18 protein-coding genes are annotated in these 26,015 nt (G+C 30.3%); 8 read left to right on the forward strand and 10 right to left on the reverse strand.

Annotated elements, in window-relative coordinates; all coding sequences use genetic code 11:
- The first annotated feature begins 104 nt into the window (after window positions 1-104).
- Window positions 105-776 carry a DUF4919 domain-containing protein gene (locus J3U20_RS03070; protein WP_160542358.1) on the forward strand — a complete coding sequence of 224 codons (672 nt, stop codon included), beginning with the start codon at window positions 105-107 and terminating at the stop codon, window positions 774-776.
- A gap of 82 nt (window positions 777-858) precedes the next feature.
- On the forward strand, window positions 859-1,518 hold the full coding sequence (gene upp, locus J3U20_RS03075) for a uracil phosphoribosyltransferase (RefSeq protein WP_160542359.1): 660 nt from the start codon (window positions 859-861) through the stop codon (window positions 1,516-1,518).
- Between the two features lie 142 nt (window positions 1,519-1,660).
- Here the strand turns inward: upp and rpiB are convergent, their stop codons facing one another.
- Both rpiB and uvrA read right to left on the reverse strand, forming a co-directional pair.
- Window positions 1,661-2,122, reverse strand: coding sequence for a ribose 5-phosphate isomerase B (gene rpiB / locus J3U20_RS03080; RefSeq protein WP_105297045.1), 462 nt, complete (start codon window positions 2,120-2,122; stop codon window positions 1,661-1,663).
- A 402-nt stretch (window positions 2,123-2,524) separates the two neighbouring features.
- Window positions 2,525-5,347: an excinuclease ABC subunit UvrA gene (gene uvrA / locus J3U20_RS03085; RefSeq protein ID WP_160542360.1), complete on the reverse strand. Its 2,823-nt coding sequence runs from the start codon at window positions 5,345-5,347 to the stop codon at window positions 2,525-2,527.
- Window positions 5,348-5,769: 422 nt separating this feature from the next.
- Between uvrA and J3U20_RS03090 the strand changes: the two genes are divergently transcribed.
- A complete protein-coding gene (locus J3U20_RS03090; RefSeq protein ID WP_160542361.1) occupies window positions 5,770-6,414 on the forward strand; it encodes a trimeric intracellular cation channel family protein in 645 nt (214 codons plus the stop codon).
- A 128-nt stretch (window positions 6,415-6,542) separates the two neighbouring features.
- Here J3U20_RS03090 and J3U20_RS03095 read toward each other — a convergent pair whose 3' ends face one another.
- The 3 genes from J3U20_RS03095 to J3U20_RS03105 all read right to left on the reverse strand — a co-directional run bounded on the left by J3U20_RS03095 (window position 6,543) and on the right by J3U20_RS03105 (window position 8,304).
- Window positions 6,543-7,193, reverse strand: coding sequence for an NAD(P)-dependent oxidoreductase (locus tag J3U20_RS03095; RefSeq protein ID WP_160542362.1), 651 nt, complete (start codon window positions 7,191-7,193; stop codon window positions 6,543-6,545).
- An 80-nt stretch (window positions 7,194-7,273) separates the two neighbouring features.
- Window positions 7,274-7,681, reverse strand: coding sequence for an Rrf2 family transcriptional regulator (locus J3U20_RS03100; protein ID WP_160542363.1), 408 nt, complete (start codon window positions 7,679-7,681; stop codon window positions 7,274-7,276).
- A gap of 299 nt (window positions 7,682-7,980) precedes the next feature.
- Window positions 7,981-8,304: a zinc ribbon domain-containing protein YjdM gene (locus J3U20_RS03105; protein ID WP_105297050.1), complete on the reverse strand. Its 324-nt coding sequence runs from the start codon at window positions 8,302-8,304 to the stop codon at window positions 7,981-7,983.
- A gap of 259 nt (window positions 8,305-8,563) precedes the next feature.
- Between J3U20_RS03105 and proB the strand changes: the two genes are divergently transcribed.
- The gene (gene proB, locus J3U20_RS03110) at window positions 8,564-9,640 is read left to right on the forward strand and encodes a glutamate 5-kinase (protein WP_160542364.1); all 1,077 of its coding nucleotides are present in this window, start codon (window positions 8,564-8,566) and stop codon (window positions 9,638-9,640) included.
- Between the two features lie 3 nt (window positions 9,641-9,643).
- Window positions 9,644-10,897, forward strand: a complete 1,254-nt coding sequence (locus J3U20_RS03115; RefSeq protein WP_160542409.1) for a glutamate-5-semialdehyde dehydrogenase — start codon at window positions 9,644-9,646, stop codon at window positions 10,895-10,897.
- Between the two features lie 291 nt (window positions 10,898-11,188).
- Here J3U20_RS03115 and J3U20_RS03120 read toward each other — a convergent pair whose 3' ends face one another.
- Window positions 11,189-12,532: an NCS2 family permease gene (locus J3U20_RS03120; RefSeq protein WP_160542365.1), complete on the reverse strand. Its 1,344-nt coding sequence runs from the start codon at window positions 12,530-12,532 to the stop codon at window positions 11,189-11,191.
- Between the two features lie 118 nt (window positions 12,533-12,650).
- Window positions 12,651-13,577 (reverse strand): ribonuclease Z, encoded by a 927-nt coding sequence (locus J3U20_RS03125; protein WP_160542366.1) that lies wholly within the window; start codon window positions 13,575-13,577, stop codon window positions 12,651-12,653.
- Window positions 13,578-13,898: 321 nt separating this feature from the next.
- On the opposite strand from J3U20_RS03125, the gene dctA reads away from it, so the two are divergent.
- Window positions 13,899-15,200: a C4-dicarboxylate transporter DctA gene (gene dctA, locus J3U20_RS03130; protein WP_105297054.1), complete on the forward strand. Its 1,302-nt coding sequence runs from the start codon at window positions 13,899-13,901 to the stop codon at window positions 15,198-15,200.
- Between the two features lie 467 nt (window positions 15,201-15,667).
- A complete protein-coding gene (locus J3U20_RS03135; protein WP_160542367.1) occupies window positions 15,668-16,843 on the forward strand; it encodes a cysteine desulfurase family protein in 1,176 nt (391 codons plus the stop codon).
- Here the strand turns inward: J3U20_RS03135 and J3U20_RS03140 are convergent.
- The 3 genes from J3U20_RS03140 to gldJ all read right to left on the reverse strand — a co-directional run bounded on the left by J3U20_RS03140 (window position 16,815) and on the right by gldJ (window position 21,954).
- On the reverse strand, window positions 16,815-19,658 hold the full coding sequence (locus tag J3U20_RS03140) for a M1 family metallopeptidase (protein WP_160542368.1): 2,844 nt from the start codon (window positions 19,656-19,658) through the stop codon (window positions 16,815-16,817). The genes J3U20_RS03135 and J3U20_RS03140 overlap by 29 nt on opposite strands.
- Before the next feature lie 32 nt (window positions 19,659-19,690).
- Complete coding sequence (locus J3U20_RS03145; RefSeq protein WP_160542369.1) at window positions 19,691-20,206, reverse strand: Smr/MutS family protein; 516 nt, start codon at window positions 20,204-20,206, stop codon at window positions 19,691-19,693.
- Window positions 20,207-20,283: 77 nt separating this feature from the next.
- The gene (gene gldJ, locus J3U20_RS03150; protein WP_370457895.1) at window positions 20,284-21,954 is read right to left on the reverse strand and encodes a gliding motility lipoprotein GldJ; all 1,671 of its coding nucleotides are present in this window, start codon (window positions 21,952-21,954) and stop codon (window positions 20,284-20,286) included.
- Window positions 21,955-22,102: 148 nt separating this feature from the next.
- Here gldJ and porU point away from each other — a divergent pair, with 148 nt between their 5' ends.
- Window positions 22,103-25,981 (forward strand): type IX secretion system sortase PorU, encoded by a 3,879-nt coding sequence (gene porU, locus J3U20_RS03155; RefSeq protein ID WP_160542371.1) that lies wholly within the window; start codon window positions 22,103-22,105, stop codon window positions 25,979-25,981.
- The last annotated feature ends 34 nt before the right edge of the window (window positions 25,982-26,015 follow it).

Genomic DNA, 26,015 nt, shown 5'->3' on the forward strand with positions numbered 1-26,015 from the left:
TTTCCGTTCATTTTAAATAAAAACATTATATCCTTAAAAAATAAATTTGTAACAATCTAATTATATTTATATTTCATTTTTATACTAACTAATACTCAAATTATATGAAACCTTTCTATTCTATTTTAATCCTATTGGTATTTAATTTGTCATTTACACAACCGATAAATTTTGAAACGATAAAAGATAATGTAACGGATAAGAATTCGTCCTATTATTATGATCAATTAATATCTGAATTCTTAAATAATACGTCTGCCTTCCATAATGAGAAAGTTAAATCGTATTATCTTTATTATGGTAAACTATATTCTTCATATTATACTAAGTTTTTAGAAGGAAAAAACAATTACTTAAAATTCATGAAACAAATAGCAGCTAAAAAATATACTAAAGCAGTTATTTTAGGAGAAGAATTACTAAAAAATGATCCGGTTAATCTTACGGTGATTTTAAATCTAATTATATGTTATAATGAAAATAATGAAAATGAAGAAAGATTAAAACTATTAAAAAATCAAGCTGAAATATTAATGAGAGCTATTGCTGATTATGGAGATGGAAAGAATAAGGAAACCGCTTTTAAAGTTATTTCATTAAGTGATGAATTTGCACTTTTAAATTATTTAGGAATTAATCTTGAAATGTATAGTAGAAATTTTGAAAAGCTAAATTCAACTACTATCTTAGATATTTGGACTAAAGAGCAGAAATATCAAAAAGATAAAAGAAATAAAATTTATATAGAGGTTTTTACAGAACCTTCTGTTAAATAGAATAACTGAATCTTCTTTGTGGATCACCACTTAGTTTATAAACTTTTAGTGCAAATAACTTATATTTACAAAAATAATATTTATGATAGTCCACGATTTCAGTAAATCTAAATCCATTTTAAATCATTTTGTAGGAGAATTAAGAGATGTTACTATTCAGAAAGACAGAATGAGATTTAGAAAAAATTTGGAAAGAATAGGTGAAATTTTAGGTTACGAACTAAGTAAGACGCTAGAATACCAGACTGTTAACATTACTACTCCTTTAGGTAGTAAGCCTACAGAATTGATTATCCAGCAACCTGTACTATGTACTATTTTGAGAGCGGGATTACCTTTACATCAAGGAATGATGAATTTTTTTGATCAAGCAGAAACCACATTTGTATCCGCATTTAGACATCATCCGAACAGTAATAAAGAATTTGAAATAGTGGTTGAATATTTGGCAACTCCTTCTTTGCAAGATAAAACATTAATAATTTCAGATCCTATGCTGGCTACCGGTGAATCTTTGGCAAATGTTTATGAAGTTTTATTAAGTCAAGGAAAGCCCAAGAAAGTACATATTGTTGCAGCCATAGGCTCCAAACCGGGAATTGATTACATTAAAACTAAATTACCTGAAAATTCAGAATTATGGATTGCGTCTGTTGATGATGAATTAGATGAAAACAAATACATCGTACCTGGATTAGGAGATGCCGGTGATTTGGCTTTTGGAAAAAAATTATCCAAATAGATAAAGCGGATTGTTTTTTTTAGCTAAAATAATAAAATAAAAAAAAGAGTAACGTTTAATTTAACTTACTCTTTTTTTGATTGAATAATTATTAATAACTATTTAAAAATAAATAAAAATATCTTTTTTAAAATTTCAAAATTTATTTTTTGAAATATTCTTCTTCGTAATCACAGATTCGTTGAACTTTTGGAGCAGAACCGCCACCGCTAAATTCTGACTCTAACCAAGTATTCAACAAACTTTTCGCAAGTTCATGACCAATTACTCGTTCACCAAAACAAATAATTTGTGCATTATTACTTTTTCTTGCTCTTTCAGCAGAAAAGGGATCATGACAAACCGCTGCTCTAACTCCCGGTATTTTATTGGCTGTTATTGCCATTCCTATACCCGTTCCACACGTTAACACAGCTCTTTCAAATTCTCCTGCTGCTACAGCCTTTGCTACTTTAGCTGCAACATCCGGATATAAAACCACCTCTCCTTTTTCAGCACCAAAGTCTTTGACTTCATATCCTAATTTTTCTAAATGATCTTTTAAGACAATTTTTAAAGCATACGCTGCCTCATCGCAGCCTATTGCTATTTTTTTCTTACTCATAATATTGTTTGTGTGTTTTAGTTAAATCTTTATTAAGATTTCTTTAACAAATATAAGTACTATTTAGCAGTTTACCAACAGAAATTTTAATTTTTATTCACAATTATAAATAATTTTACCTTTAAGTTAGCAAAAAAATATTTTGTAAAAAATTACAATACAATTAAATACATTAAAAAAATCAAGTAAAAATCTGATGAAAATTTTTTATTGATTTCTTAAAATTATCTTAAGAAAAAAAATAAATGTTAATAAAATTAATACTATTGAAAAGTAAAATTTCTTTATTTCACGGAAGCAAATTTTAAAAATCTTGATAGAAATTAAGATAAATAGGTAAATTATGAACAGGGTAGCCGGATCAATTAATTCACAATTTGTTTATAAATAATTTAGCAATAATTATAATTCATCCTTTAAAAATTTTGCAGTATAACTGCTTTTATTTTTAACTACTTCTTCCGGGGTACCTTGTGCAATTATTTTACCTCCTTTATCTCCCCCTTCTAATCCGATGTCAATAATATAATCTGCTGCCTTAATAACATCGAGGTTATGCTCGATAATAATAATTGAATTACCTAAATTTACCAAACGATTGATTACTTCCATTAAAATTCTGATATCTTCAAAATGTAAGCCTGTAGTTGGCTCATCCAATATATAAATGGTATTTCCTGTTTGTTTTTTACTTAATTCTTTAGCTAATTTAACTCGTTGAGCTTCCCCTCCCGATAGGGTTGTTGATTGCTGTCCTAAAGTAATATAACCTAAACCTACTTCTTGTAAGGTTTTAATGATGCGATGAATTTTAGGGATTGGCTGGAAAAAATCTACAGCTTCATCTATGGTCATATCCAATACATCTGAGATAGATTTACCTTTGTATCTTACCTCTAATGTTTCTCTGTTAAATCGTTTTCCATGACAGGCTTCACAATGAACATATATATCCGGTAAAAAATTCATTTCAATCAATTTCAATCCGGAACCTTGACAAACTTCACATCTTCCTCCTTTCACATTAAAAGAAAACCTGCGCAATTGATATCCTCTTATCTTTGATTCAGGCAATTGAGCAAACAAGTTTCGTATATCTGTAAAAACTCCTGTATAGGTTGCAGGATTGGATCTTGGAGTTCGACCAATTGGCGATTGGTCTACATCCACAATCTTGTCTAAAAATTCTATGCCTTCTATTTTCTTATAAGGAAGAGGTTCTTTTTCAGCACGATAGAAATGTTTGTTTAATATAGGATATAATGTATTAGTTATTAACGAAGATTTTCCACTACCGGAAACTCCGGTTATGCAAACCAATGACCCTAAAGGTATATCGAGGGTTACATTTTTTAAGTTATTTCCTGTACATCCTGTTAATTTTAAATGATTTCCATTTCCTTTTCTTCGTTCTTCGGGTATGGGAATTTGTAATTCTCCATTAATATATTTTGCAGTTAATGTATTTGCTTTTGATATATTTTGTGGTTTTCCTTCCCAAACTACCTCACCTCCTCCCTTTCCGGCCAACGGTCCCATATCTATTACATAGTCTGCATTTAGGATCATATCTTTATCATGTTCCACTACTAAAACAGAGTTTCCTAAATCTCTAAGTTTTTTTAAAGAGTCTATTAATTTAATATTATCGCGTTGATGTAGACCAATGCTGGGCTCATCCAAAATGTATAAAACATTGACCAATTGAGAACCAATTTGTGTAGCCAAACGTATTCTTTGAGATTCTCCACCGGATAAAGTCTGCGAGGGCCGATCCAAACTAAGATAATCTAAACCAACGTCAACTAAAAAACTGAGTCTCTTGGAAATTTCTTGAATTAAATCTTTAGCAATTATTTGGTTATTTTCAGATAATTTTGAAGGCAGTTCATGAATCCATTCACTTAATTTTTGTAAAGAAAAACGGGCTATTTCCGAAATGTTTTTGTTATCAATCTTAAAAAATAAACTTTCTTTTTTTAAGCGTGCTCCCTCACAAACCGGACAAATTCTGTCTTCAAATACCTGAGTTTTAAATTTTTGAGATTCTTCTTCATCTTTTCCGGTGGACAAACGAGTTATATAATCAATGATTCCTTCAAAATTTACTTTATAGGTTTTCTTAATTTGAGCATAATCTAAATCTAAGGTAACCTTATCATTTATTCCATAGAGGATTTCATCTTTTGCTTGATCAGAAAGTTTTTCCCACGGAGTAGACATTGTAAAACCATTCTTTTTTAGGATAACATCTATTTGAGATAAGATCCATCCGGTATGACTAAGTTCTTCAAAAATTGGAAAAACATTTTTGTCAAAAGATAATTTGGGATTGGGCACCAACTTATTTATATTGATTTCCTTAACTCTTCCTAATCCGTTACAGTGCTCACACGCTCCTTTAGGAGAATTAAAAGAAAAAGTATTTGGCTCCGGCATTTGGTAAGAAATCCCGGTACTGGGACACATTAAATTACGACTAAAATATTTTCCCTGCTCCTCTCCTTGCTTCAAAAGCATTATGGTACCCTCTCCATATTGCATGGCTAAACGTATCGACTGTATGATCCGTTGAGTATTCTCTTTTGTATCTATAATCAGCTTATCTATTACAACCTCAATATCGTGAATTTTGTAACGGTCTAACTTCATATCCGGAACAATATCCAATAATTCTCCATCAACTCTAACTTGTAAAAAGCCCTTTTTAGCAAGATTTGCAAACAACTCTCTATAATGTCCTTTTCTTGATCTAATTAAAGGCGCTAAAACCAACACCTTTTCTCCTGAAAAATCCTTATAAATTAAATCAGTAATTTGATCTTCCGAATAAGTAACCATTTTTTCCCCCGTCTTGTATGAATATGCGTCCGAAGCTCGGGCATATAACAATCGAAAAAAGTCATACAATTCTGTTACGGTTCCTACAGTTGAACGTGGGTTTTTCGATGTGGTTTTTTGTTCAATAGCTATAACGGGAGATAATCCATCTATTTTATCTACATCCGGACGATCTAAAGTTCCCAAAAATTGACGTGCATAGGCTGAAAATGTTTCAATATATCGTCTTTGACCTTCTGCATATATTGTATCAAAAGCCAAGGAAGATTTTCCACTTCCGCTTAAACCGGTAATTACTACTAATTGATTTCTGGGAATTTTAAGAGAAATATCTTTGAGGTTATGTTCTCTTGCTCCATAAATATTTATATAATCCTGATTCATTATAGGTTATCTCAAGTTAATTAATTAACTGACTTAAATTAAAGTAGTGCGCAAAGATATGAAAATTTGCTTCTTTTTATTTAAATCTGTAGTTAACATATTATGTATAAATAACACAAATAATCATACCAAATCTTTGACTAATTTATGTTCTGAAAAATTAGGTAAATTTGAACCTATAATTAATTATCATGGGTTATTCCAATTTTATAAAATATACATTACAAGCAAGTAGTAATGAGATAATTAAATCCGGTATTTTATAGAGGAAATAATTCTTATATATCCCTCTAATTAAAAGTTTTAGTTTTTGATATTTTATAATTTTAACCAATCAAAATTTAGTTAATTAAATTAGTAACGTTCAAACCGGCTAATGCTAAATTATTGTAATTTTGCAAGTTTTAATTGAATTGATAACCATGAAAGAATACGTTTTTGAATTAGTTCGACAAATCCGCTTCGTTGACATTATTGAATTTATAGGAACATTTGCCTTTGCAATCAGTGGTGTTCGGGGTGCTGCAACAAAAAAATGCGATTGGTTTGGTGCTTTTGTTTTAGGTTTTGTTACTGCCGTTGGAGGGGGAACCTTTCGAGACCTTCTTTTGGGTATAACTCCTTTTTGGATGCTTAATAGTATCTATGTATGGTGTACTCTTTTCTCTTTGTTATTTTATATATTTCTACGTGAACATCTTAATCATTTGAATAGTTTCTTTTTTTGGAGTGATAGTATCGGTCTTGGATTATTTGTTGTTGTAGGCGCTGAAAAGGCTATGTTGTTAGGATATGATTCATGGGTCATAGTGATTATGGGAACTATTACAGCTGTTTTAGGTGGAGTAATTCGCGATATTCTTTTAAATAAAGTCCCTCGAATCTTTAAGCGTGAAATATATGCTTCTCCCTGTATAGTTGGAGGTATCTTTTTTGTAACGCTTCAATTCTTCAACTTTAATTTACCTTTTATTAGTGCTGTAACTATCGGAATTGTAGTTTTATTAAGATATATAGCAGTTAGATGGGATTTGCAAATCCCTAAACTTAAAAGTGAAAAACCTTAAATCATTGTATGCCTTTACTTTATATCCTAAATTTATAAATTAATTAAGAAGTTAGACCATTTCATTTTAAAAATTTAAAATATACATTACTATATAAAAAGAAAAAGGGAGTTTAAACACTCCCTTTTTTAATATCCTATGGTAAATCTTTGTTGATGATGTTTTGGATTTTCAAGTTCGTCGACCATAGCTTTCGCATAATCCTGAACAGATATTTTACTGTTCCCTTGATCATCTGTAATAAGATTGTCTAATCCTAAACGATATTTTCCTGTTCTTTCTCCCGGCTCTATAGTTCCGGCAGGTGAAAAGAAAACCCAATCCAGTTCTTTTTCCGGTAAAAATTGATCTTTTAAGACTAATGCTAAGGCCTTAACTCCCGGTAAAATTTCGTCCGGAATGGCTCCTGAATCTACAACGGTTTTACCCGGAGCTACCAATAAGCTTCCTGCTCCACCAACCGCTTGTAATCTCTTAATACCCGCTTTTTTAACAGCCTCAATTATTGATTGATATCCTTTTATTGTATCATCGTAAATATTGGGATTAGTCCAGCCCGGATTATATGCACTTATTACTGCATCATTATTTTTTAAAACTTCTGCTAATTTATCTGTGTCAAATACATCTGCACTTACCACTTTTAAATTTTTATCGTCATTCTTAATTTTATCAGCCGAACGAACGATTGCTGTTACTTGGTACCCTCTGCTCAGTAATTCCTTTACTAATTGTGACCCTATAAATCCTGAGGCACCTATTAATGCTACTTTTTTCATAATTTGTATACTAATATTAATAATTAATTCTTTGATAACTTATTTTCATATAATAAAAGAGATTTCCATATTTGTTTTCCCTAAAATTTCATGCTGAAATCTAGAAGGGTTACTCCTTCCAGTTTTTTAAATACTACCTCTTCAATAGTTTCATTCAATTCGCTAATGTTTTCATTAATTTTTTTTCCGACACAACATAAAGGATTGGGAGATGGTAAAAGTTTTCCTACTAGCGATTGATTGTAAACACTTAAATAAATTTCAGACAATGCAATTTTTTCAGGAGATTTTAATAATCTACTTCCCCCGTTCTTTCCTTCTTTTGTTTCTATAAAACCATGTTTTTGAAGGTTGGTTAATTCATTCCTGACTATAACAGGATTAAGATTTAAACTTCCTGCTATATAAGCTGACGGTAGCCATTGATCCAAATTTTTTGCCAAAAGAGTAAGTATATGCATGGAAACTGTAAAATGGCGATCATTCATTACTGTAATATTTTTAATTACAGTTCAAATATAAGCTTTTTTTATAAAATATTTACATATTTATTAAGTTATTTAATATTTATTAAAATAAATTAGTAAACTATTATTCTAATTATTTTGTATTGTCTCTATTTCAAAATGAATTAGTTTCCGATATATAACTTTTATTTACTAGTTATACAGAGCTTATAATAACAGACATTAAAAAAGGGATTCAAAGAAATGTTACAGTAATAAGATACAACAAAAAAAGAGCTATTAAAATAGCTCTTTCATAAGTATAAATATATTAGTAAATTCTATTTCTTAAGAAAACAGGTCTTTAAAACAATACTTGAACCGTCAATTTTACAATCTACTTCTTCCGGATTATCAGTTAATCGGATGCTTTTTACTTTAGTTCCTCTTTTAATTACCATAGAAGAACCTTTTACTTTAAGATCTTTAATGACTGTAACCGCATCTCCATCTTGAAGTTCAGCTCCGTTGCTATCTTTAACTATTGAATTTCCCGCCGATTCTTCTCCCGACCATTCATAAAAACAATCCGGGCATACGTAGGAAGTACCATCAAAATAAACATTTTCCATTGAACATTTTGGGCACTTTAAAACATCTGTCATTATTTTTTCTATTTAAAGATTACTAAATTTAATTGGGTTGCAAATATAACTTATTTAAACGCAGAGAACAAATATTCAATTTACTATTACATTTATATTATTCTTTTCTCTAATTATTTACAAAGTATTTTTTCATATTTTTAAAAACATTTGTATATAGGTTTCTTTATAACTATATAAATTATTCTTTAATTTATAAGATTCTTTTAGTCAAAATAAAAAAGTTTACCTTTGTTTTATTTCGACAAATTCATTTACCATGAAAGATAGAATTGTTGTAAAAATTGGAAGTCAGCTGTTAACCCGTAAGGATGAAACTCTTGACATTACCCAAATGTCTGATATCGTCGATCAGATTGCCGAACTACATAAAAATAATACGGAAATCATTCTGGTATCATCCGGAGCGGTAGCGTCCGGTAAAAATGAATTTAAAATCCATTCAAAACTTGACAGTATTTCAGCTCGCCAGTTATATTCTTCTGTTGGACAGGTAAAATTAATTCATAGATATTACGACCTATTTAATCAACACGGAATTCTATGCGGACAAATCTTAGCAACTAAAGAAGATTTTTCAACACGCAGGCATTATCTAAATCAAAGAAATTGCATGAATATTATGCTTGAAAATCATGTGATTCCAATTGTAAATGAAAACGATGCGATTTCCGTTAATGAACTAATGTTTACGGATAACGACGAATTATCAGGCTTGATAGCTGCTATGATGGATTGCAAAAAATTGATCATTTTAAGTAATATCGATGGAATTTACACCGGCGATCCTTCAGACCCTGAATCTAAGCTTATAAAAGAAATAGACAGTTCAAGAGATTCAGTTGAGGATTATATACAATCTAAGCGGTCGACTACCGGAAGGGGAGGAATGAAAACCAAATATAATATAGCTAGAAAAGTAGCAGAAGAAGGTATAGAAGTTATTATCGCCAATGGAAGAATAAAAAACATCATTTCCAGACTTGTAAATGGCGTTGACACACCTTCCACACGATTTATTCCCGCGTCTAAAGAAATTTCGGGCGTAAAAAAATGGATCGCCCATTCTGAAGGTTTCGCTAAAGGAGAAATACATATTAATGAAGGAGTAAGAAAAGCTTTATTAAATTTTAAAGCCGTCAGCATATTGCCTGTAGGCGTAACTCGGATAGTCGGAAATTTTGAAAGTGATGATATTGTTCGCATTATTGATCACACCGGTAAACAAATTGGAATAGGACGATCTTCCTATTCCAGCGAAAAAGCGAAAGAAATTTTAGGACAGGCCAACAACAAGCCGATCATACATTACGACTATTTATATATTGAAAAATAAATGATGTCTTCAATTCAACAAAATATTTTTACCTCATCCGTTAAAGCAGTAAATGAACTAAATTTAGTTGATATTGATAAAATCAACCAAGTTTTAGAAGTTCTTGCCAAAGAAACTGAAAATTCAATTCCCTATATTCTTTCTGAAAATAAGAAAGATATAGAAAGGATGTCTACTTCCGATCCGAAATTTGATCGGTTGCTTTTAACTGAAGAACGCATACAAGATATAGCAAAAGATATTCGCAAAGTTGCCTCTCTTCCCTCTCCTGTTGGAAAAATAATTTCAGAAAAAATTCTATCCAATGGTCTTAAGTTATCTAAAATTACAGTTCCTTTCGGAGTTATAGGAATTATTTATGAAGCCAGACCCAATGTAAGTTTCGATGTATTTTCTTTATGTTTAAAATCGGGTAATGTTTGTATTTTGAAAGGAGGCTCTGATGCTTTTTTTTCTAATATAGCGATTGTTTCGATTATTAAGAGAGTTTTACTACAGGAAGGATTGAGTCCCGATATTTGTAATTTATTGCCCGCTGATCGTTCTTCGACTTTACAATTATTGAACGCAAGTAATTATGTTGATCTTCTTATTCCGAGAGGAAGTAAAGAGCTTATTAATTTTGTTCGTGAAAATTCGAAAATCCCAGTAATCGAAACCGGTGCAGGAGTATGTCATACTTATTTCCACCGGGAAGGTAATTTAGAAATAGGAAAAGAGATCATCTTTAATGCTAAAACCCGAAAAGTTAGCGTTTGCAATTCGTTGGATTGCTTACTTATTGATAAAGAAAGAATACAGGACCTTCCCGAATTGTGTAAAAAATTAATTGAGAAAAAAGTAGTTATTTATGCGGATGAACCTGCATACGCTCAATTAGAAAACTCTTATCCATCCAATTTACTGCATAAAGCAACTTCCGCAAATTACGGAATGGAATTCTTGGATTATAAAATGTCTATAAAAACGGTAAATTCTATTAAGGAAGCAATTGAACATATAGCGAACTACGGATCCAAACATAGCGAAGCAATAATAAGCGATAATAAATCATGTATAAAAATTTTTGAAAAGCTGGTAGATGCCGCTTGTATTTATGTTAATACTTCTACTGCCTTCACAGATGGCGCACAATTCGGAATGGGTGCAGAAATAGGGATCAGCACGCAGAAAATGCATGCAAGAGGTCCTATGGCTTTGGATGAATTATGTTCTTATAAATGGATTGTAGAAGGTAACGGTCAAATAAGACCTTAGATAATTTAGATAGTAGCTATACTATTTTTATTTCTTAAATTAATAATCTTTTCGGTTTTTAAATTCAGTATAAAAATTGGAATTAAAAAAAGATAAATGATTTATCTTTAATATGTAAAAAATTTCATTAAATATAAATTTTGAAAATAATAAAAGGCAATGGATGAACTAAATTTTAATCAGTTTGTAAAATTTAAATCATCCATTACAAAATATATATTTAGTAGAATAAATTCTTAATCAAATATATCTTTCTGTAAATTATTTATTTTCCATCACCGTTTTTCAATCTCATCCTAAAATCTTCGAAGCATCCAAAACTATTTTAACTAAAAACAGTAACGAAACAATATAAACCGTTGGAGTAACCTCTTTTCTTCTGCCACCTAATACTTTCAATAAAGTAAAGCTTAGCATACCAAATACAATACCTTCGGCTATACTAAATGTAAAAGGCATAAAAATTATGGTTAAAAATGCGGGTAAACCTTCCGTAATATCATTAAAATTAATTTTTACAACAGAAGAAATCATAAAGAGACCGACAATAATTAATGCCGGAGCTGTGGCAGCCGCCGGAACTAATAAAAATATAGGTGCTAGAAATAAAGATAAAAAGAACATCAAAGCTGTACTAACCGCTGTAAGACCGGTTCGCCCTCCGGAGGCTACTCCGGAAGCACTTTCTACATATGAAGTAATCGTGCTGGTACCCAAGATCGCTCCAACCGTCGTTCCCAATGCATCAGACAATAATGCTTTTTTCATTTGAGGAAAATTTCCTTCTTCATCCGTGAATCCCAGTTTAGATACAACTCCTATTAATGTCCCAATCGTATCAAACAAATTAACAAATAGAAAAGTGAAAACTACAATCAACATATCCACTGAAAATATTTTGTCCCATCCTTCAGAAGAAAACATCGGTTCGACAGCTTTACCAAATATAGGTTCAATGGAAGGAGGCATGCTTACCAATGAACCAGGTAATTGTATGTCGCCCAACAAATAGCTGAATAAAGTGGAAACTACAATTCCCGCTAAGATAGATCCATTTATATTCCGCGAATGAAGTACAGCCGTAACCAACAATCCCGCAAAAGCAATCCATACCGAATGTTGTTTAAAATCACCTAAAGCAAGAAAAGTATTGGGATCAGAAACAATGATATTCGCTCCTTTTAGTCCTATTAAAGTAATAAATAATCCAATTCCGACAGGAATTGCCTCTTTCAGTACTCTGGGAATGCTTTTAACTATCATTTCCCTGACATTCAAAAAAGTAAGTATTATAAATATAAGCCCCTCTATAAAAACAGCTGTTAGAGCAAATTGCCAAGAATATCCAAGTCCTAAAACTACAGAAAAAGCAAAAAAGCTGTTCAGTCCCATTCCGGGTCCTTGTGCTATGGGCAATTTTGCCAATATTCCCATTAACAACGTCGCAAAAATAATAGCTAACGTAGTTCCTGTAAAAAGAGCTTCTCTATCCATTCCCGTTTCCGATAAAATACTAGGATTGACTATCAAAGCATAGGACATGGTTAAAAAAGTGATGATCCCGGCTACTAATTCTTTTTTAATAGTTGTACCATTTTCGGATAGCTTAAAATATCCGTCTAGAAAAGTTTTCATGTTATCAGTTTAGTTTAGTTTAGTAAAAAGCAAAAGTACTAACAAATAAGTAATATTGGTTAGTATTTTTGTGTGTAAAGGCTGCCTTACCACTCATTTAATCAATTGCATTTTTTATTTAATTAATTATCAGTTTATTAAAATCTAAAGTTAAAAGCTCTTCGGGTAAAATCGTATTGAAAAAGACTTGACCGGCTTCTTCTTTTAGTATGGATATATCGGTATAACGATTGGAAAAATGCCCTAATATTAACACTTTAACTTTTGCCATTTTTGCTATTTCTGCGGCTTGATATGCTGTGGTATGTCCTGTTTTAGAGGCTAATTCTCTTAATTCATCTAAAAAAGTAGCTTCATGGTATAAAACATCTACCCCTTTAATTAACGGGACTATATTGGGACTGAATTTAGTATCTGAACAAAAGGCATAGCTGTAAGAATGTTTAGGAGGAAGGGTAAGATACTCATTTTTTATGATATCTCCGGATTGAGTTATAAAATCTTTACCTAATTTCAAATTATGATAATCGCATACTTCAATTTCGGGATTGTATTTAATTACATCCATATTAAGCCTTCTCGGCTTTACTTTTTCTTTAAATAAAAACCCATTAGTGTAAATACGATGGTTTAATGGAATCGTCCAAACACACAATTTATTATCTTCATAAATTAATTCACTTTTTAAAGAAGTCAGTTCAATAAAGTTAATATCAAAATGATTACTACTCTCAGTTAATAGTAATTGAATTTCAATTAATTTTTTAATTCCTTTAGGCCCATAAATGGTTAAAGGTTCAGTTCTTCCCAATAAATGAAAGGAAGATATAAGCCCGATCAAACCAAAAACATGATCGCCATGCAGATGAGAAATAAATATAGTATTTATATGGGTAAATTTTACTCTTGCTTTTCTAAGTTGTACTTGAGTCCCTTCTCCACAATCTATTAGAAAATATTGGTTATTACATTCTAATAACTGTGATGTAGGATTGGTACGAACAGTCGGAACCGCTGAGTTATATCCTAAAATAGTAAGTTTCATAAATTTTAAGTTGTATTTTTGAGTTTTTACAAACTATTACCTTACTAATATTTTTCATAAAAATACATGATTTTTTTCATTTGATAAATAAAAAATTAATTTTTAAGCCACTTTTTTTTACGCTTTTTTTTCATTTTTAACGCATTTTTTAAGAAAAATAAGTGATTTTTTAATGAATTTTTTCTTAATTAAATTAGTGCAAAATACTAAATTTCAAACAATTACATTTTCAAAAAATGTTTTTTAAAGAAAAAAATTACAATTTATAACAATTCAAATATATTATTCATATATTACTGTCCTTAATAAAATAAAAACATTATGAAAATACTTAAAAGTCTTTACGTACAAGTAATAATTGCCATAATTATAGGTATTCTTATTGGATATTTTTTCCCAAGTGAAGATATTATAGTTAATGGGGTTAAACAACACAGTACGGGACTTGGTGAAATGCTAAAACCATTAGGAGACGGATTTATCAAGCTAATTAAAATGATCGTAGGACCTTTGATTTTCTGTACCATTGTGCTAGGTATTGCAGGAATGGAAGATACTAAAAAGGTTGGTAAGGTTGGTTTAACAGCTATTGTTTATTTTGAAATTATGACAACAATAGCTTTAATCATCGGCTTGGTTTTCGTTAATGTGCTAAAACCCGGAAACGGCATGCATGTAGATCCTTATGCATTGGATTCTTCATCTATGTCCCATTATATAGAAAAAAGCAAAGAAGATCACGGAATTATTACATTTATTTTGGATATGATTCCTGAAAATGTTATTGCTTCAATTGCTTCTAATAATTTACTTCAAGTATTAGTCTTTGCCATTCTTTTTGGTTTTGCCATGACGAAAATTGGACCTAAATCTTCAAAACCGGTTCTATCCGTAATGCAATCTTTCCTGGATGGACTTTTTGCTATTATAAAAATAATTATGTATCTGGCACCTTTAGGAGCCATGGGTGCTATGGGATATACTATTGGAGTTTACGGATTGAAAGCATTGAGTAATTTAGGAATGTTAATCTTATGCTTTTATCTAACGTGTATTGTTTTCATTTTTGGAGTTATCGGAGCAGTTCTTTATTACAATAAGGTCAACATATTCAAATTTATTAAATACATTAAAGAAGAACTTTTAATAGTGCTCGGCACCTCATCTTCAGAATCAGCATTACCGGGAATTATGAGCAAGATGGAGAAGATAGGATGTTCTAAGTCTGTCGTTGGTTTGGTAATACCAACCGGCTATTCTTTTAATCTCGACGGTACTTCCATTTATCTTACCATGGCTGCTGTTTTTATTTCTCAAGCTTTAGACATGCATTTGAATTTACAACAAGAAATTACGCTTCTTTTAGTATTGCTTTTAACCTCAAAAGGAGCAGCCGGGGTAACAGGAAGTGGTTTTATTACTCTTGCCGCTACCCTACCGGTAGTAGGACATGTACCGGTTGAAGCTGTGGCGTTAATATTCGGTATTGATAAATTCATGAGTGAAGCAAGAGCTTTAACTAATTTAATAGGTAATGCAGCAGCTACTATTGTTGTTGCCAGAAGGGAAAATGAATTTAATTACGATAAAGCTGAAAGCATATTAATATCCAATAAGTCTTAAGTGTGATTTTTAATTTATTTTTAAAAAATATAATTTGTTAAATAAATATTATCATTTTTTTGGTAAAATTATAAATTAAAAATAGATTTGTATAAAATATACTAGTTTTGAAAGTCCTGGTAGATAATTTACTAGGGCTTTCTTAGTAAATTTTCTATTTTTTACTTCGACTTATTTATAAATATTCTTTTTAACGCAGGCTTACGTAAATTTATGAACATATATTTTTTATTTTTGTAATACTATGGATTAGCATAATATTAAATTTTTTAAAAGAAATTTGAAATTTTAGATTAATAAAATTTATTATTAGAAAATATTGAAAATATAAAAGTTTTACTATGTTAGTTTTTATTTATATTTTAAATGTTAATCTTATGAAGTAATTTATTTCGATAAATAAATTATCTTCAAGCATTTAAAATAGAATACGAGCAACTTTTGAATTATAATTAAGCAATTAACCAATGAAAAAAATATATTTAGACAGTGCCGCTTCAACCATTATAGATGAAAGAGTTATTGAAGCAATGATTCAATCTATGAAAGAAGATTTTGGTAACCCTTCTGCTATACACAGCTTTGGGCAAGAAAGTAAGTCAAAAATAGAAATGGTCAGAAAAAATATAGCTCAATGGTTGCATGTAAATCCTAATGAAATCATTTTCACAAGCTGCGGTACTGAATCTAATAATTTAATTTTACGTTCTTGTATAGAAAACTTATCCATTAAACGAATCATTTCTTCTCCCTTAGAACATAAATCTGTTTTGGAAACCATCAGAGATCTAAAAGAAAAACATCCTGAAATTGAAGTTGTTTTTCTTCCTTTGAAGAATAAAAAAGGGGATTTGGATATTGCTTTTTTAGAAGATTTACTAGAAGAAAAAATTCCAACATTAGTTTCTTTAATGCATTCCAATAATGAAATTGGAAATTTAACGGATATTGATTGTATTGCTCAATTATGTAAAAAATATGGAGCTTTATTTCATTCTGATACCGTTCAAACTATGGCTCATTATCCTTTAGATTTCTCTAAAACACCCATTGATTTTGCTTCTTGCAGTGCCCATAAATTTCATGGTCCTAAAGGAATAGGAATGGCTTTTATAAGAAAATCAAGCGGTTTAAAAGGTATTATTACCGGAGGAACTCAGGAGCGTAATTTACGAGCAGGAACTGAAAATGTTTACGGGATTGTTGGCTTAGGTAAATCTTTTGATTTTGCTATGCAAGAATTAAAAGAAAGAAGAAGAATAATTGAAGATTTAAAACAATATACAATAGATCAATTGTCTAAAAATATACAAGGGGTTTTGTTTAATGGACATGGAACAGATTTTACTAAAAGTAACTATACTCTTTTAAGTATTTTGCTTCCTTTTCCCAATACTTTGGTTGGTTTTCAACTCGATATGAAGGGTATCGCCGTTTCTCAAGGAAGCGCCTGTGCTTCCGGTGCTTCCAAACCGTCAAAAACCATGTTGCAGCTTTATACCGAAGAAGAATTAAAAAATACAACGACGTTACGCATTTCATACAGCCATTATAATACAAAAGAAGAAATAGATGTTTTGATCAATTTTCTTTCTGAGATACAAAAGAATTTAACTAATACCATCCCCGCCGGAAATGGGTAACCACCGCACTTAAGTTAAAATTAAAGGTAAATCGAATATGGGATAAATAATTATTTTTTGCCGGTTCAAATCCCAACGTTGATTGAATGGGTAAATACAATTCTAAAAATTCAGGTATTATGTTCAATTTAACTCCTGAATCGTAGATAAAATGCGTAGATTTCTTTTTATTCGAATACAATCCCATATCTGCATATAAGTCAAAAGGCTTCCATAAATGTATTTCTCCATTTAATGAAGTAATCCATTTATTGGCTGATTTATCCAACATGGATTTAAACCCTCCTTCAGCCATTATATATTGTTGATAAAACAATCCACCGGTTGCAGATCTTCCTAAATAATCCATGTAATTAAAACTATAATCTGTGATATGATCTACTCCGAAATCGAAGTAAGTAGAATTGGAATGATTGTTAATAAAATATCCTCCAAAATAGCGTAAACTTATTTTTTTATTCGGCGCATATTCATGTCTAAAATATATTTCTGTACTTATTTTATTGAAAATATTAGAATGTTGAAAGTTAGTTTTACTATACCATTCATTGATTATTCTTTTATCTGAATGAGAATATGACAGATCCAGCAGATTATAATGGGAATAATCATTTTTTTCTAGTATTTTAAAAGGATCTTTTTCTCTTTCAACACTATTAAATGAAATTCCTATGGTTCTGTTAATATCTGATCTGGGTCTCTTTTTAAATATAAGATTTACATTTCCTGAATATTTTTTATAACTCAAATTCTTATCATAATGATAATAAGTATATCCTGTTCCCATAGACATTCTTCTAAATAAGCCTTCTTCCATATCGTAATTGTAATTTAAGGCACCTGATCCCGTTAAACTTTTGGTTCCAGTGGAATAAGTTGGAGAAAATGAATATTCGAAAGGTCTTGAAAATGGAGAGCTATTATAAAAACGTAATCCTAGTATAAATTTATCGTAATTGTTCCAGTTTATATTGGGTTCATAAAAAATTTGTGTATAATTATGATTATCAACGTCTGCATAGAATTTCATTTGCAATTTCTTTCTGTTCTTATAGATACCCTCTGTATTCAATAAATTATCATTATCGTTAATTTCCGGAAATAGGTAATTTTTATTTATAAGTAAACGATCATATTCTCCATTTTTAAATGAATATAAAGAATCTTTATTGGTTGAAAACACCCATTTCTGATTGATTATCTTCTTGTTTTTTTCTCCCGTGATTAATATTGGAATCGGTAAAGCAGTTTTATTAGTGATACGTACTTTTATAGTATCTTTTTCATACTTATCCTCATAAAATTTTTTAATCTTAAAATTAATACGATCATTGGTAACTATATAATTTTGAAAAAACCATGCTAAATTTTTTTGAGAGTTTGTTTCTAAAATCCTTTGAAAGTCTGATGAAGTAATTTCACGATCTTTTCCTTCTTCTATAAGCTTTTTAACTGAATTTTCGAAAAGATCCGCTCCCAAATAGGCGGATAGAAAATTAAAACTTAATCCCGATTTAAATCCACTAATTATATACTGGTTGATATTGCTCAATTCTAAAAAATCTTCACTTATCGGCTGATCATAATTTTGAGTTGCTATATATCTGTAACCTAATTTATATCGATCGGTTATAGGAACTTTAGATATGAAAAAATATTGTAACGGTTTAATTTTTATTATACTAAGTTCTTTAGGAAGATTACCTAATAATTTAGTGTCAGGATAATACTTCTTTAAATAATTTAATTGATAATAAGTTAGCAAACCGTTAGGTATCCAATGATATTTATTTTTATCCACTTGTATTACCTGATTGATAACTGAATAGGCTATTTGCTGAAACATTTTAAGATCAATTTTTACGTCATCAGGAAAAAGTTTCCATTCTTTTAAACCCAATAATTTAATATCATCAACTCCTATAAAATTGCGATCTTTTTTAATTTTAGAGCTAATTAATAATTTTGAGGGTAGTTTGCCTAATTTTTCATTTAAAAATAGTAATTCGCGTTTAATATTTTTATAATAAATTTCTTTAAATTTTTCATTAATGGAATATCCAATAACTACTTCGGTTTTCGATCCGTTTATAGTATAAATAAAAGAAATTGGTTTACTTTTAGTAAGGATTATAGTTACAGCATCACCGCATGTTCCCTGTAATTGATTTTCTCCTACTTTTGTAAGGTCTCCATCCATATATAAACCCATAGGATGGTAAAAGTTAATAGTATAATTGGTTTTTCTATAGGGATTAAACTCAGTATCGGTAAATGGCTCCAACTTGGGTTTTGAATTGATAAAATCTAGAGGCTGTATAAAAAAGTTTTTTAATACATAAGTACCTTTTGAGGAAAATCCATATCCGGTAATTTTATTGGAAGGTATTTTTATATTATAATTTAAATCCAAAGATATACTATCATTGGGTAATAAAGGAGAAAAAAGATTTACTTCGTAAAATTCAAAATCTCTAAGTAAAAAAACGGGTTGTCGTTTATTTATAAAGATGGTCAAATCATTAATTCGACCTCTATCCATATATTTTGAAAAATATAAAGTTTTATTTCTATCCTCTAATTTTCGTTTTCCTAATACCGTACTAGTATTAGAATAGGAATTAGCGGCTGCGTGTAAATATATTTTATCTAAAGTTATACCCGTATTATTATAAAAAACGATCTTTTGTTTTACGGATATATTTTTAGTTAGGCTGTCTAAGGTTGCTGATATAAGTATTTTGTCACTTTGTGAAAAGCACAATACAGGTAAAATTACTAAAATTATATTCGTTAAGATTCTTAGAATTTTCATAGTTAACAGCAAGAAGTCATAGGAGATGATTACTATTTAAACCTTATTTCAACGGCTCCAAAACGATATTTAATAATGTCTGCTTCAAAATATTCAATATCATCCATACTATTTAATATTTTATAAATTTCTTTTTTTAATACTCCTTTTCCTTTGCCATGTATTAGTATCAACTTCTTAACCTTATCTTTCTTGGCTGATTTTATTTCCTCCATAGCTTTATTAATTTGCTTTTCAAGCATTTGATGAGGCATCATGTTTTTAAAAGAATCAACAATATTTCCTATATGCAAATCAATAATTCTTTCTTGTATAGTTTCTTTTTTTACATTGTTGATATTTTTAGAAGTTACATCTTCTTTTTTAGCATTAAAATCGGTAACTTCAGTATACATGTTTGCATATTTATCATAGGCAATTAAGTTATTTAGTAAATGTGTAACTTCAAATCCATAAGAATCTAATAATACTGCTTTATTTCCTATAAAATTTTTTATAGTAAAAAATCCTTCTTCATCCAGTAGTTTAACTTTATCCCCGATCTTCATACAGATTGAATTAATAAAGAAGGCTATCTTGAGGATAGCCTTCTTTGTATTGTTTATATTATTTAATTTATTTTACATCATTTTCTGGGAACTCTATTGCTGGCTCCTCTTTTGGTTCTTTTAGAAGAAGATTCTTTACCTTTATGATCTTGAGCTACCCTAAATCCAACCCATACGGCAGACTCATTTTCAAGCATATATCTTCTTTGTCCCGGATCTAACCAATAAGCGGTATCATTCCAAGATCCTCCTTTAATAACCCTTAAATCATTACTGATTTGAGAAGTTCTTTGTTTGGAATCCTTATCTAAAACTACTCTTCCACTTTTATCTACGGTCCAGTTTCTAATAGGTGAATTGTAGTAATTAAAAGTACCGGTTGAATCAACGCGACCATCTCCTGATTCTAAAGATGATTGTAAATCTCCGTCTCTAAAGTTTCTTGCATCATCTACAATCTCTGTTTCAAATTTTCCGGATAAATTTCTATATAATTTTCTTCCATCTGCCAAAGTATCATATTGAATAGTACCGTCATCAACTTTTTTAAATCTTCCGGGATTTCCTTCTTCACTAATAAATTGTTGATAAACGTTTCCTCTATAATAGTTGAAATCATTAAAATCAGTATCTATTAACGGTCTATAAACGTCTTGTGTCCATTCAGCAACATTTCCATACATACCATACAATCCAAAAGGGTTGGATGGATATGCTCTAACATCGGAAGTAATTGCATTCCCATCATTAGCCCAACCTCCACTACCGGAATAATCTCCTTGTCCACCGGATTTAAAATTATCCAGGAATTGACCTCTATTTCTTCCTTTTTTAGCACGCATTCTATTGATCATTACGTCTTTACCTTCAATGATGTTATACTGTCTGTTATCTGCTTCAGCCAGTGCAGCATATTCCCATTCAGCTTCTGTAGGTAATCTGAATTTTTGTACTAAATTTCCTTGAGCACTTTTATTAACTGCTATAATTCTTTCATTTTTGCTGGTAATACCGCTTTGTTTAGCGATTTTATCTTGATTAACAATACCTTCTAATTCAGGATCATTGTATTTATATTTTTCAACATTAAATGAATTTGAACCCACATTATTGGCCGGATTACTATAAAAATCTTTTGGGATAATACCTTTATTCATTAATTCTCTTTCATTGGCCCTATCGGTCAACCAATCACAATATCTTTGTGCTTGTAACCAACTTACTCCAACTACCGGGTAGTTATCAAATTGAGGGGCTCTGAAATAATCTTCTGAATAAACATCGTTTCTGGACAATTTATTTTTCCAAACAAGAGTATCAGGAAGGGCTCCATAATAAATATCTTTATAATTCTCATCCGTTGGTGAATATACATACTTTAACCAAGTTACATATTCACGATATTCATAATTTGTTACTTCAGTTTCACCGATAAAAAAAGATCTTACTTGCATTCGGTTAGGGGTATTGTTCCAATCATGCATTACATCGTCTTTAACTAATCCCATAGTAAAAGCTCCTCCTTCCACGAATACCATTCCAACCCAACCTTTTTCAGTCTTTTTCTTTTTACTATAAAACCAGCCGTTTCTATCATTGGCCTTCCATCCGGTCAAACTTTTTGTATTTTTAGTTCCACCGCCAGGTTTAGTTCTCCCACCACCGCAACTAACTAATGCTAAGGAAATTGAAGAAACAACGGATAATAATAATATGAATTTCCCGATTCTCATTGTATTTATTTTCATAATTAAGATCATGCAAAAATAATATAATATTACTGAAAGAAAAATTTTTTCTACTTTATATTACATAACCTCAAATAACGTTAACTTATTTGTAGATATTGTATATTTAGTAAAATATTATTTCTACTTATTCGTTATTTAGAGGTAAATGAAAAGATTTTTATACATTTTTATAGCGTTTTTCATTCAAGTGTCCACATTTATCCCTGTGGCACAAACTATTACGATTAATTGGGACGGTATAAAGAATTTTTATTATTCCACTGAGCAAGTAAAAAAATATCCTTTCTTTACCAATGATAACTATTCCATTGATGAAGGAATACCTACTTTATATTATGCCGAGAAAACTGAATTTAATGGAGATGTATATCTAACCAATTTACAATGGCAACCTATTGAAAAATCGCAACTTGGCGATACGCCTTTGGACTTCATTCCCGATGATGATATTTTCAGCGCGTCAATTACTAAGTCACGAGATCAAAAATTTATATCCGTAACCATTAAAACATTAAAGAAAACAGGTAATACCATTTTTAAACTCGTGCGTTTTACTATTGAGAAAAAAAATTCGTATAGTAAAAATTTTTCATCTACAGATTCTTTTTTGAATGTTGAGAGTGTTCTAAAAAACGGATCATGGTATAAAATTAAAATAGCTAAAACAGGAATTTATAAAATTGATCGTAATTTATTACAATCTTTAGGAATAAATTGTAATTCTTTAGACCCCAAAACCATACGAATATTTGGCAATGGTGGAAAAATGCTTCCGGAACCAACCTCATCGTTCAGATACGATAACCTAAAAGAAAATGCCATTTTTGTCCGAGGAGAAAATGATGGAATTTTTGATTCAGATGATTATATATTATTTTATGGGCAAGGACCGGACTATTGGATAAGAAATTCAAAGGTTAGGCATAAAAAAAATATATATGAAGATTATGCATATTATTTTATTAACGTCAATCAAACTTCGGGAAAAAGAATTCAATCCAATCCATACAAGACACCGAACGCTAAAGTATATGTAGAGTACGATGATCATCAATTCTTTGAAGAAGATAGACTAAATTTAAATCAATTAGGTAAAATATGGGTGGATGAAAATTTAGGATTGAAAAATTATAAAGAAATCCTATTTCCGGTGCATGACTTAGTTCCGGGTTCAAGCATAACTTGGAAATATGCTTGGGTATCAAGAAACGGTATTAATGGAAAAATAAATGTGTCGTATAATGATAATCCAGTATTTTCATCGATTTTAAGACCATCCCCTAATGAAATTGATTTTGCAATTGGAAGCCAAACACAAACTATTACTCCAACTAATAATCAATTAAAATTTACTTTAGGATTTGATAATTCGGCCAATCCCTCGGCTGAATTTTATCCCGATTATTTTGAAGTCTTATATAAGCAAAAGCTTAAATTTAATGGTAGTCAAATGAATTTCAGAACATTTGATCCCATTGAAGATGGAAAAATATATGGATTTACTTTTGTTCCTTCTGAAGATTTTGAAGTTTGGGATGTTTCAGATGTTGTCAACGCAAAAAAACTGGAACGATCAGCAAATGCTTTTACGTATTCCTATCAATTGTTATCAACTAATTTTAAAAACGAAATGATCGCCTTTAAGCACTCAGCTGCCTACATTCCGGAAGTTGTTGGTAAAATTTCAAATCAGGCTTTACATTCCATATCCGATGTAGATTATATTGTCATAACTGTTCCTGAATTTGTTTCTCAGGCAAATCGCATTAAAAATTTACATCAATCTAAAAATCGATTAAAAGTAGAAGTAGTTACTGTAAATCAAATTTATAATGAATTTAGCTCCGGGGGACAAGATTTAACTGCAATAAGGGATTTTTTACGTTATTTATATAAGAAAGACAATGGAAAATTAAAATATGTGCTTCTACTGGGCTCTGCCTCGTATGATTATAAAAATAAAACCGGAACCGGACATAACTTAATTCCTACCTATCAAAGTTATAATAGCACCGGTCTTAATTACTCTTATGCAACAGATGATTTTATAACGATATTGGATGATGATGAAGCTAATTTAATAGGAGAAGATGCCAATCTTTCAGCTACTCAATTAGATATAGCAGTGGGAAGAATGATTGCAAAAAATCTATCCGAAGCAACAGCATGTGTAGATAAAAGTGTAAAATACGATAATGGAAAAGCTCCTCAAGGTACTCCTTTTGGAAATTGGAGATTAAACGCCTCTGTTATTGTAGACATTGACAGTGATAACAATTTCCATAAAAAAATTGAAGAAACTATTGCTCAAAATATTTTTGATAAATCATTGAAAGAATATACACTTAAAAAGTTATATATAGATTCTTATAATGCAGATTACACTACAGGTGGAGCCAGATTTCCACAGGTAAATGAAGCTATTAAAGCCGCTTTTAACAATGGTAATTTAGTAATAAATTATTTTGGACATGGCGGTACATTATCTCTTTCTCAATATAGGCTATTTTCAAAAGAAGATGTAAACAGCTTGTCTAATTTCAACAGAGATTTTTCTCGACTTCCTTTATTTATTACTATCTCATGCGATGTTTCCGTATGGGACAATCCTTCTTTAAATTCTTTAGGTGATTTATTATATCTCAAAAAAAATGGTGGAGCATATTCCATGATTACAACCAATAGGGCGCTATCAATCTATTATGGGTTGAATATGAATCCTATAATCATGAAAAACATATTCACAAAAAAAACTGAAATTAATCAATATATAGCTCTAGGTGAAGCGCTTCGACTTTCCAAAAAAGAAATCTTAAGTGGAGAAAGTCGAAAAATAAATTTGTTCGGAGATCCCGCGCAATCTTTGGTATACCCAAAACGTAAAATTAAGGTCACTAAAATAAACGGATTGGATGCAGACCATTTCTCGGGTGTTATAAAAGCCCTTGATTTCATTACCATTGAAGGCCAAGTACTAAATGAAAATGGAGATGTTGATCCCTCTTTTTCGGGAAATATCCAAACTGTTTTATATGATAAACCTGTGGATAAAAAAACTCTAAATAATTTTAATTATAATTCACTTAAACCACCTCTTGAATATAAAGAACAGGTTAATGCCATATATAAAGGAGGTTCACAAGTAAAAGATGGAAATTTTAAAATAGAATTTTACGTTCCTAAAGATATTAATTTTGATATCGGTGATGGCAAATTACTTTTATATGCCGATAATTCTGAAATTGACGCCCTATATTTTAAAAATGATTTAAAAATTGGAGATATAAATCCCAATGGAATAAATGATTCGGAAGGCCCAAAAATAGGTTTATACATGAATAATCTAAATTTTGCCAATGGAGGAATAACTGATCGCTCACCGTATCTTTTAGTCTGTGTTACGGATAGTACCGGTATTAATTCAACCGGTTTAGGAATTGGACATGATATCACGGGCGTGTTAAATAATAATGTAAATGGTACCATTATTCTAAATGATTTTTATACCGGAGGAGAATCTTCTCCTTGTCTAAATCCGAATTTAAAAGATTATCAAAAAGGAAAAGTTTGGTATCGATTAGATAATCTTGAAACAGGAAATCATTCAATTAAATTCAAAGTTTGGGATATTAATAATAATTCATCTTCTGCTACCTTAGATTTTTTAGTTGTTGATAACGGTGATCAGGGATTAATAATAAAAAAATTATTAAACTGGCCTAATCCATTTACAACTAAAACATTTTTTCATTTTGAACATAATTGTCCCGATATTCTTGATGTTCAAGTCCAAATTTTTACCGTATCCGGAAAATTAGTTAAAACTATTAACAAAACAGTTACTTCTCAGCCATTTAACGAAGGATACAGAACCGACAAATTCGGAATTGAATGGGACGGATTGGATGATTTTGGAGATAAAATCGGAAAAGGTGTGTATATTTATCGTGTAAAAATAAAAGGAACATCTGAATTTTGTAAGGGTTCAGTTTCTCAAGTGGAAAAATTGGTAATATTAAAATAAAATTTATTTTTGCATTAGAAAAACGCTATAATAA

Origin of the sequence: Apibacter sp. B3919 (assembly GCF_026537405.1) — a bacterium.
Lineage (GTDB): Bacteria > Bacteroidota > Bacteroidia > Flavobacteriales > Weeksellaceae > Apibacter.

Bases quoted from the DNA above. Each gene is read 5' to 3' on its own strand.
- J3U20_RS03070 (WP_160542358.1), top strand. From the start codon at position 105: ATGAAACCTTTCTATTCTATTTTAATCCTATTGGTATTTAATTTGTCA.
- J3U20_RS03095 (WP_160542362.1), bottom strand. From the start codon at position 7,193: ATGAAAAAAGTAGCATTAATAGGTGCCTCAGGATTTATAGGGTCACAA.
- porU (WP_160542371.1), top strand. From the start codon at position 22,103: ATGAAAAGATTTTTATACATTTTTATAGCGTTTTTCATTCAAGTGTCC.
- J3U20_RS03090 (WP_160542361.1), top strand. From the start codon at position 5,770: ATGAAAGAATACGTTTTTGAATTAGTTCGACAAATCCGCTTCGTTGAC.
- upp (WP_160542359.1), top strand. From the start codon at position 859: ATGATAGTCCACGATTTCAGTAAATCTAAATCCATTTTAAATCATTTT.
- proB (WP_160542364.1), top strand. From the start codon at position 8,564: ATGAAAGATAGAATTGTTGTAAAAATTGGAAGTCAGCTGTTAACCCGT.
- J3U20_RS03125 (WP_160542366.1), bottom strand. From the start codon at position 13,577: ATGAAACTTACTATTTTAGGATATAACTCAGCGGTTCCGACTGTTCGT.
- gldJ (WP_370457895.1), bottom strand. From the start codon at position 21,954: ATGAAAATAAATACAATGAGAATCGGGAAATTCATATTATTATTATCC.
- uvrA (WP_160542360.1), bottom strand. From the start codon at position 5,347: ATGAATCAGGATTATATAAATATTTATGGAGCAAGAGAACATAACCTC.
- J3U20_RS03135 (WP_160542367.1), top strand. From the start codon at position 15,668: ATGAAAAAAATATATTTAGACAGTGCCGCTTCAACCATTATAGATGAA.
- J3U20_RS03140 (WP_160542368.1), bottom strand. From the start codon at position 19,658: ATGAAAATTCTAAGAATCTTAACGAATATAATTTTAGTAATTTTACCT.
- dctA (WP_105297054.1), top strand. From the start codon at position 13,899: ATGAAAATACTTAAAAGTCTTTACGTACAAGTAATAATTGCCATAATT.
- J3U20_RS03115 (WP_160542409.1), top strand. From the start codon at position 9,644: ATGTCTTCAATTCAACAAAATATTTTTACCTCATCCGTTAAAGCAGTA.
- rpiB (WP_105297045.1), bottom strand. From the start codon at position 2,122: ATGAGTAAGAAAAAAATAGCAATAGGCTGCGATGAGGCAGCGTATGCT.
- J3U20_RS03120 (WP_160542365.1), bottom strand. From the start codon at position 12,532: ATGAAAACTTTTCTAGACGGATATTTTAAGCTATCCGAAAATGGTACA.
- J3U20_RS03100 (WP_160542363.1), bottom strand. From the start codon at position 7,681: ATGAATGATCGCCATTTTACAGTTTCCATGCATATACTTACTCTTTTG.
- J3U20_RS03105 (WP_105297050.1), bottom strand. From the start codon at position 8,304: ATGACAGATGTTTTAAAGTGCCCAAAATGTTCAATGGAAAATGTTTAT.
- J3U20_RS03145 (WP_160542369.1), bottom strand. From the start codon at position 20,206: ATGAAGATCGGGGATAAAGTTAAACTACTGGATGAAGAAGGATTTTTT.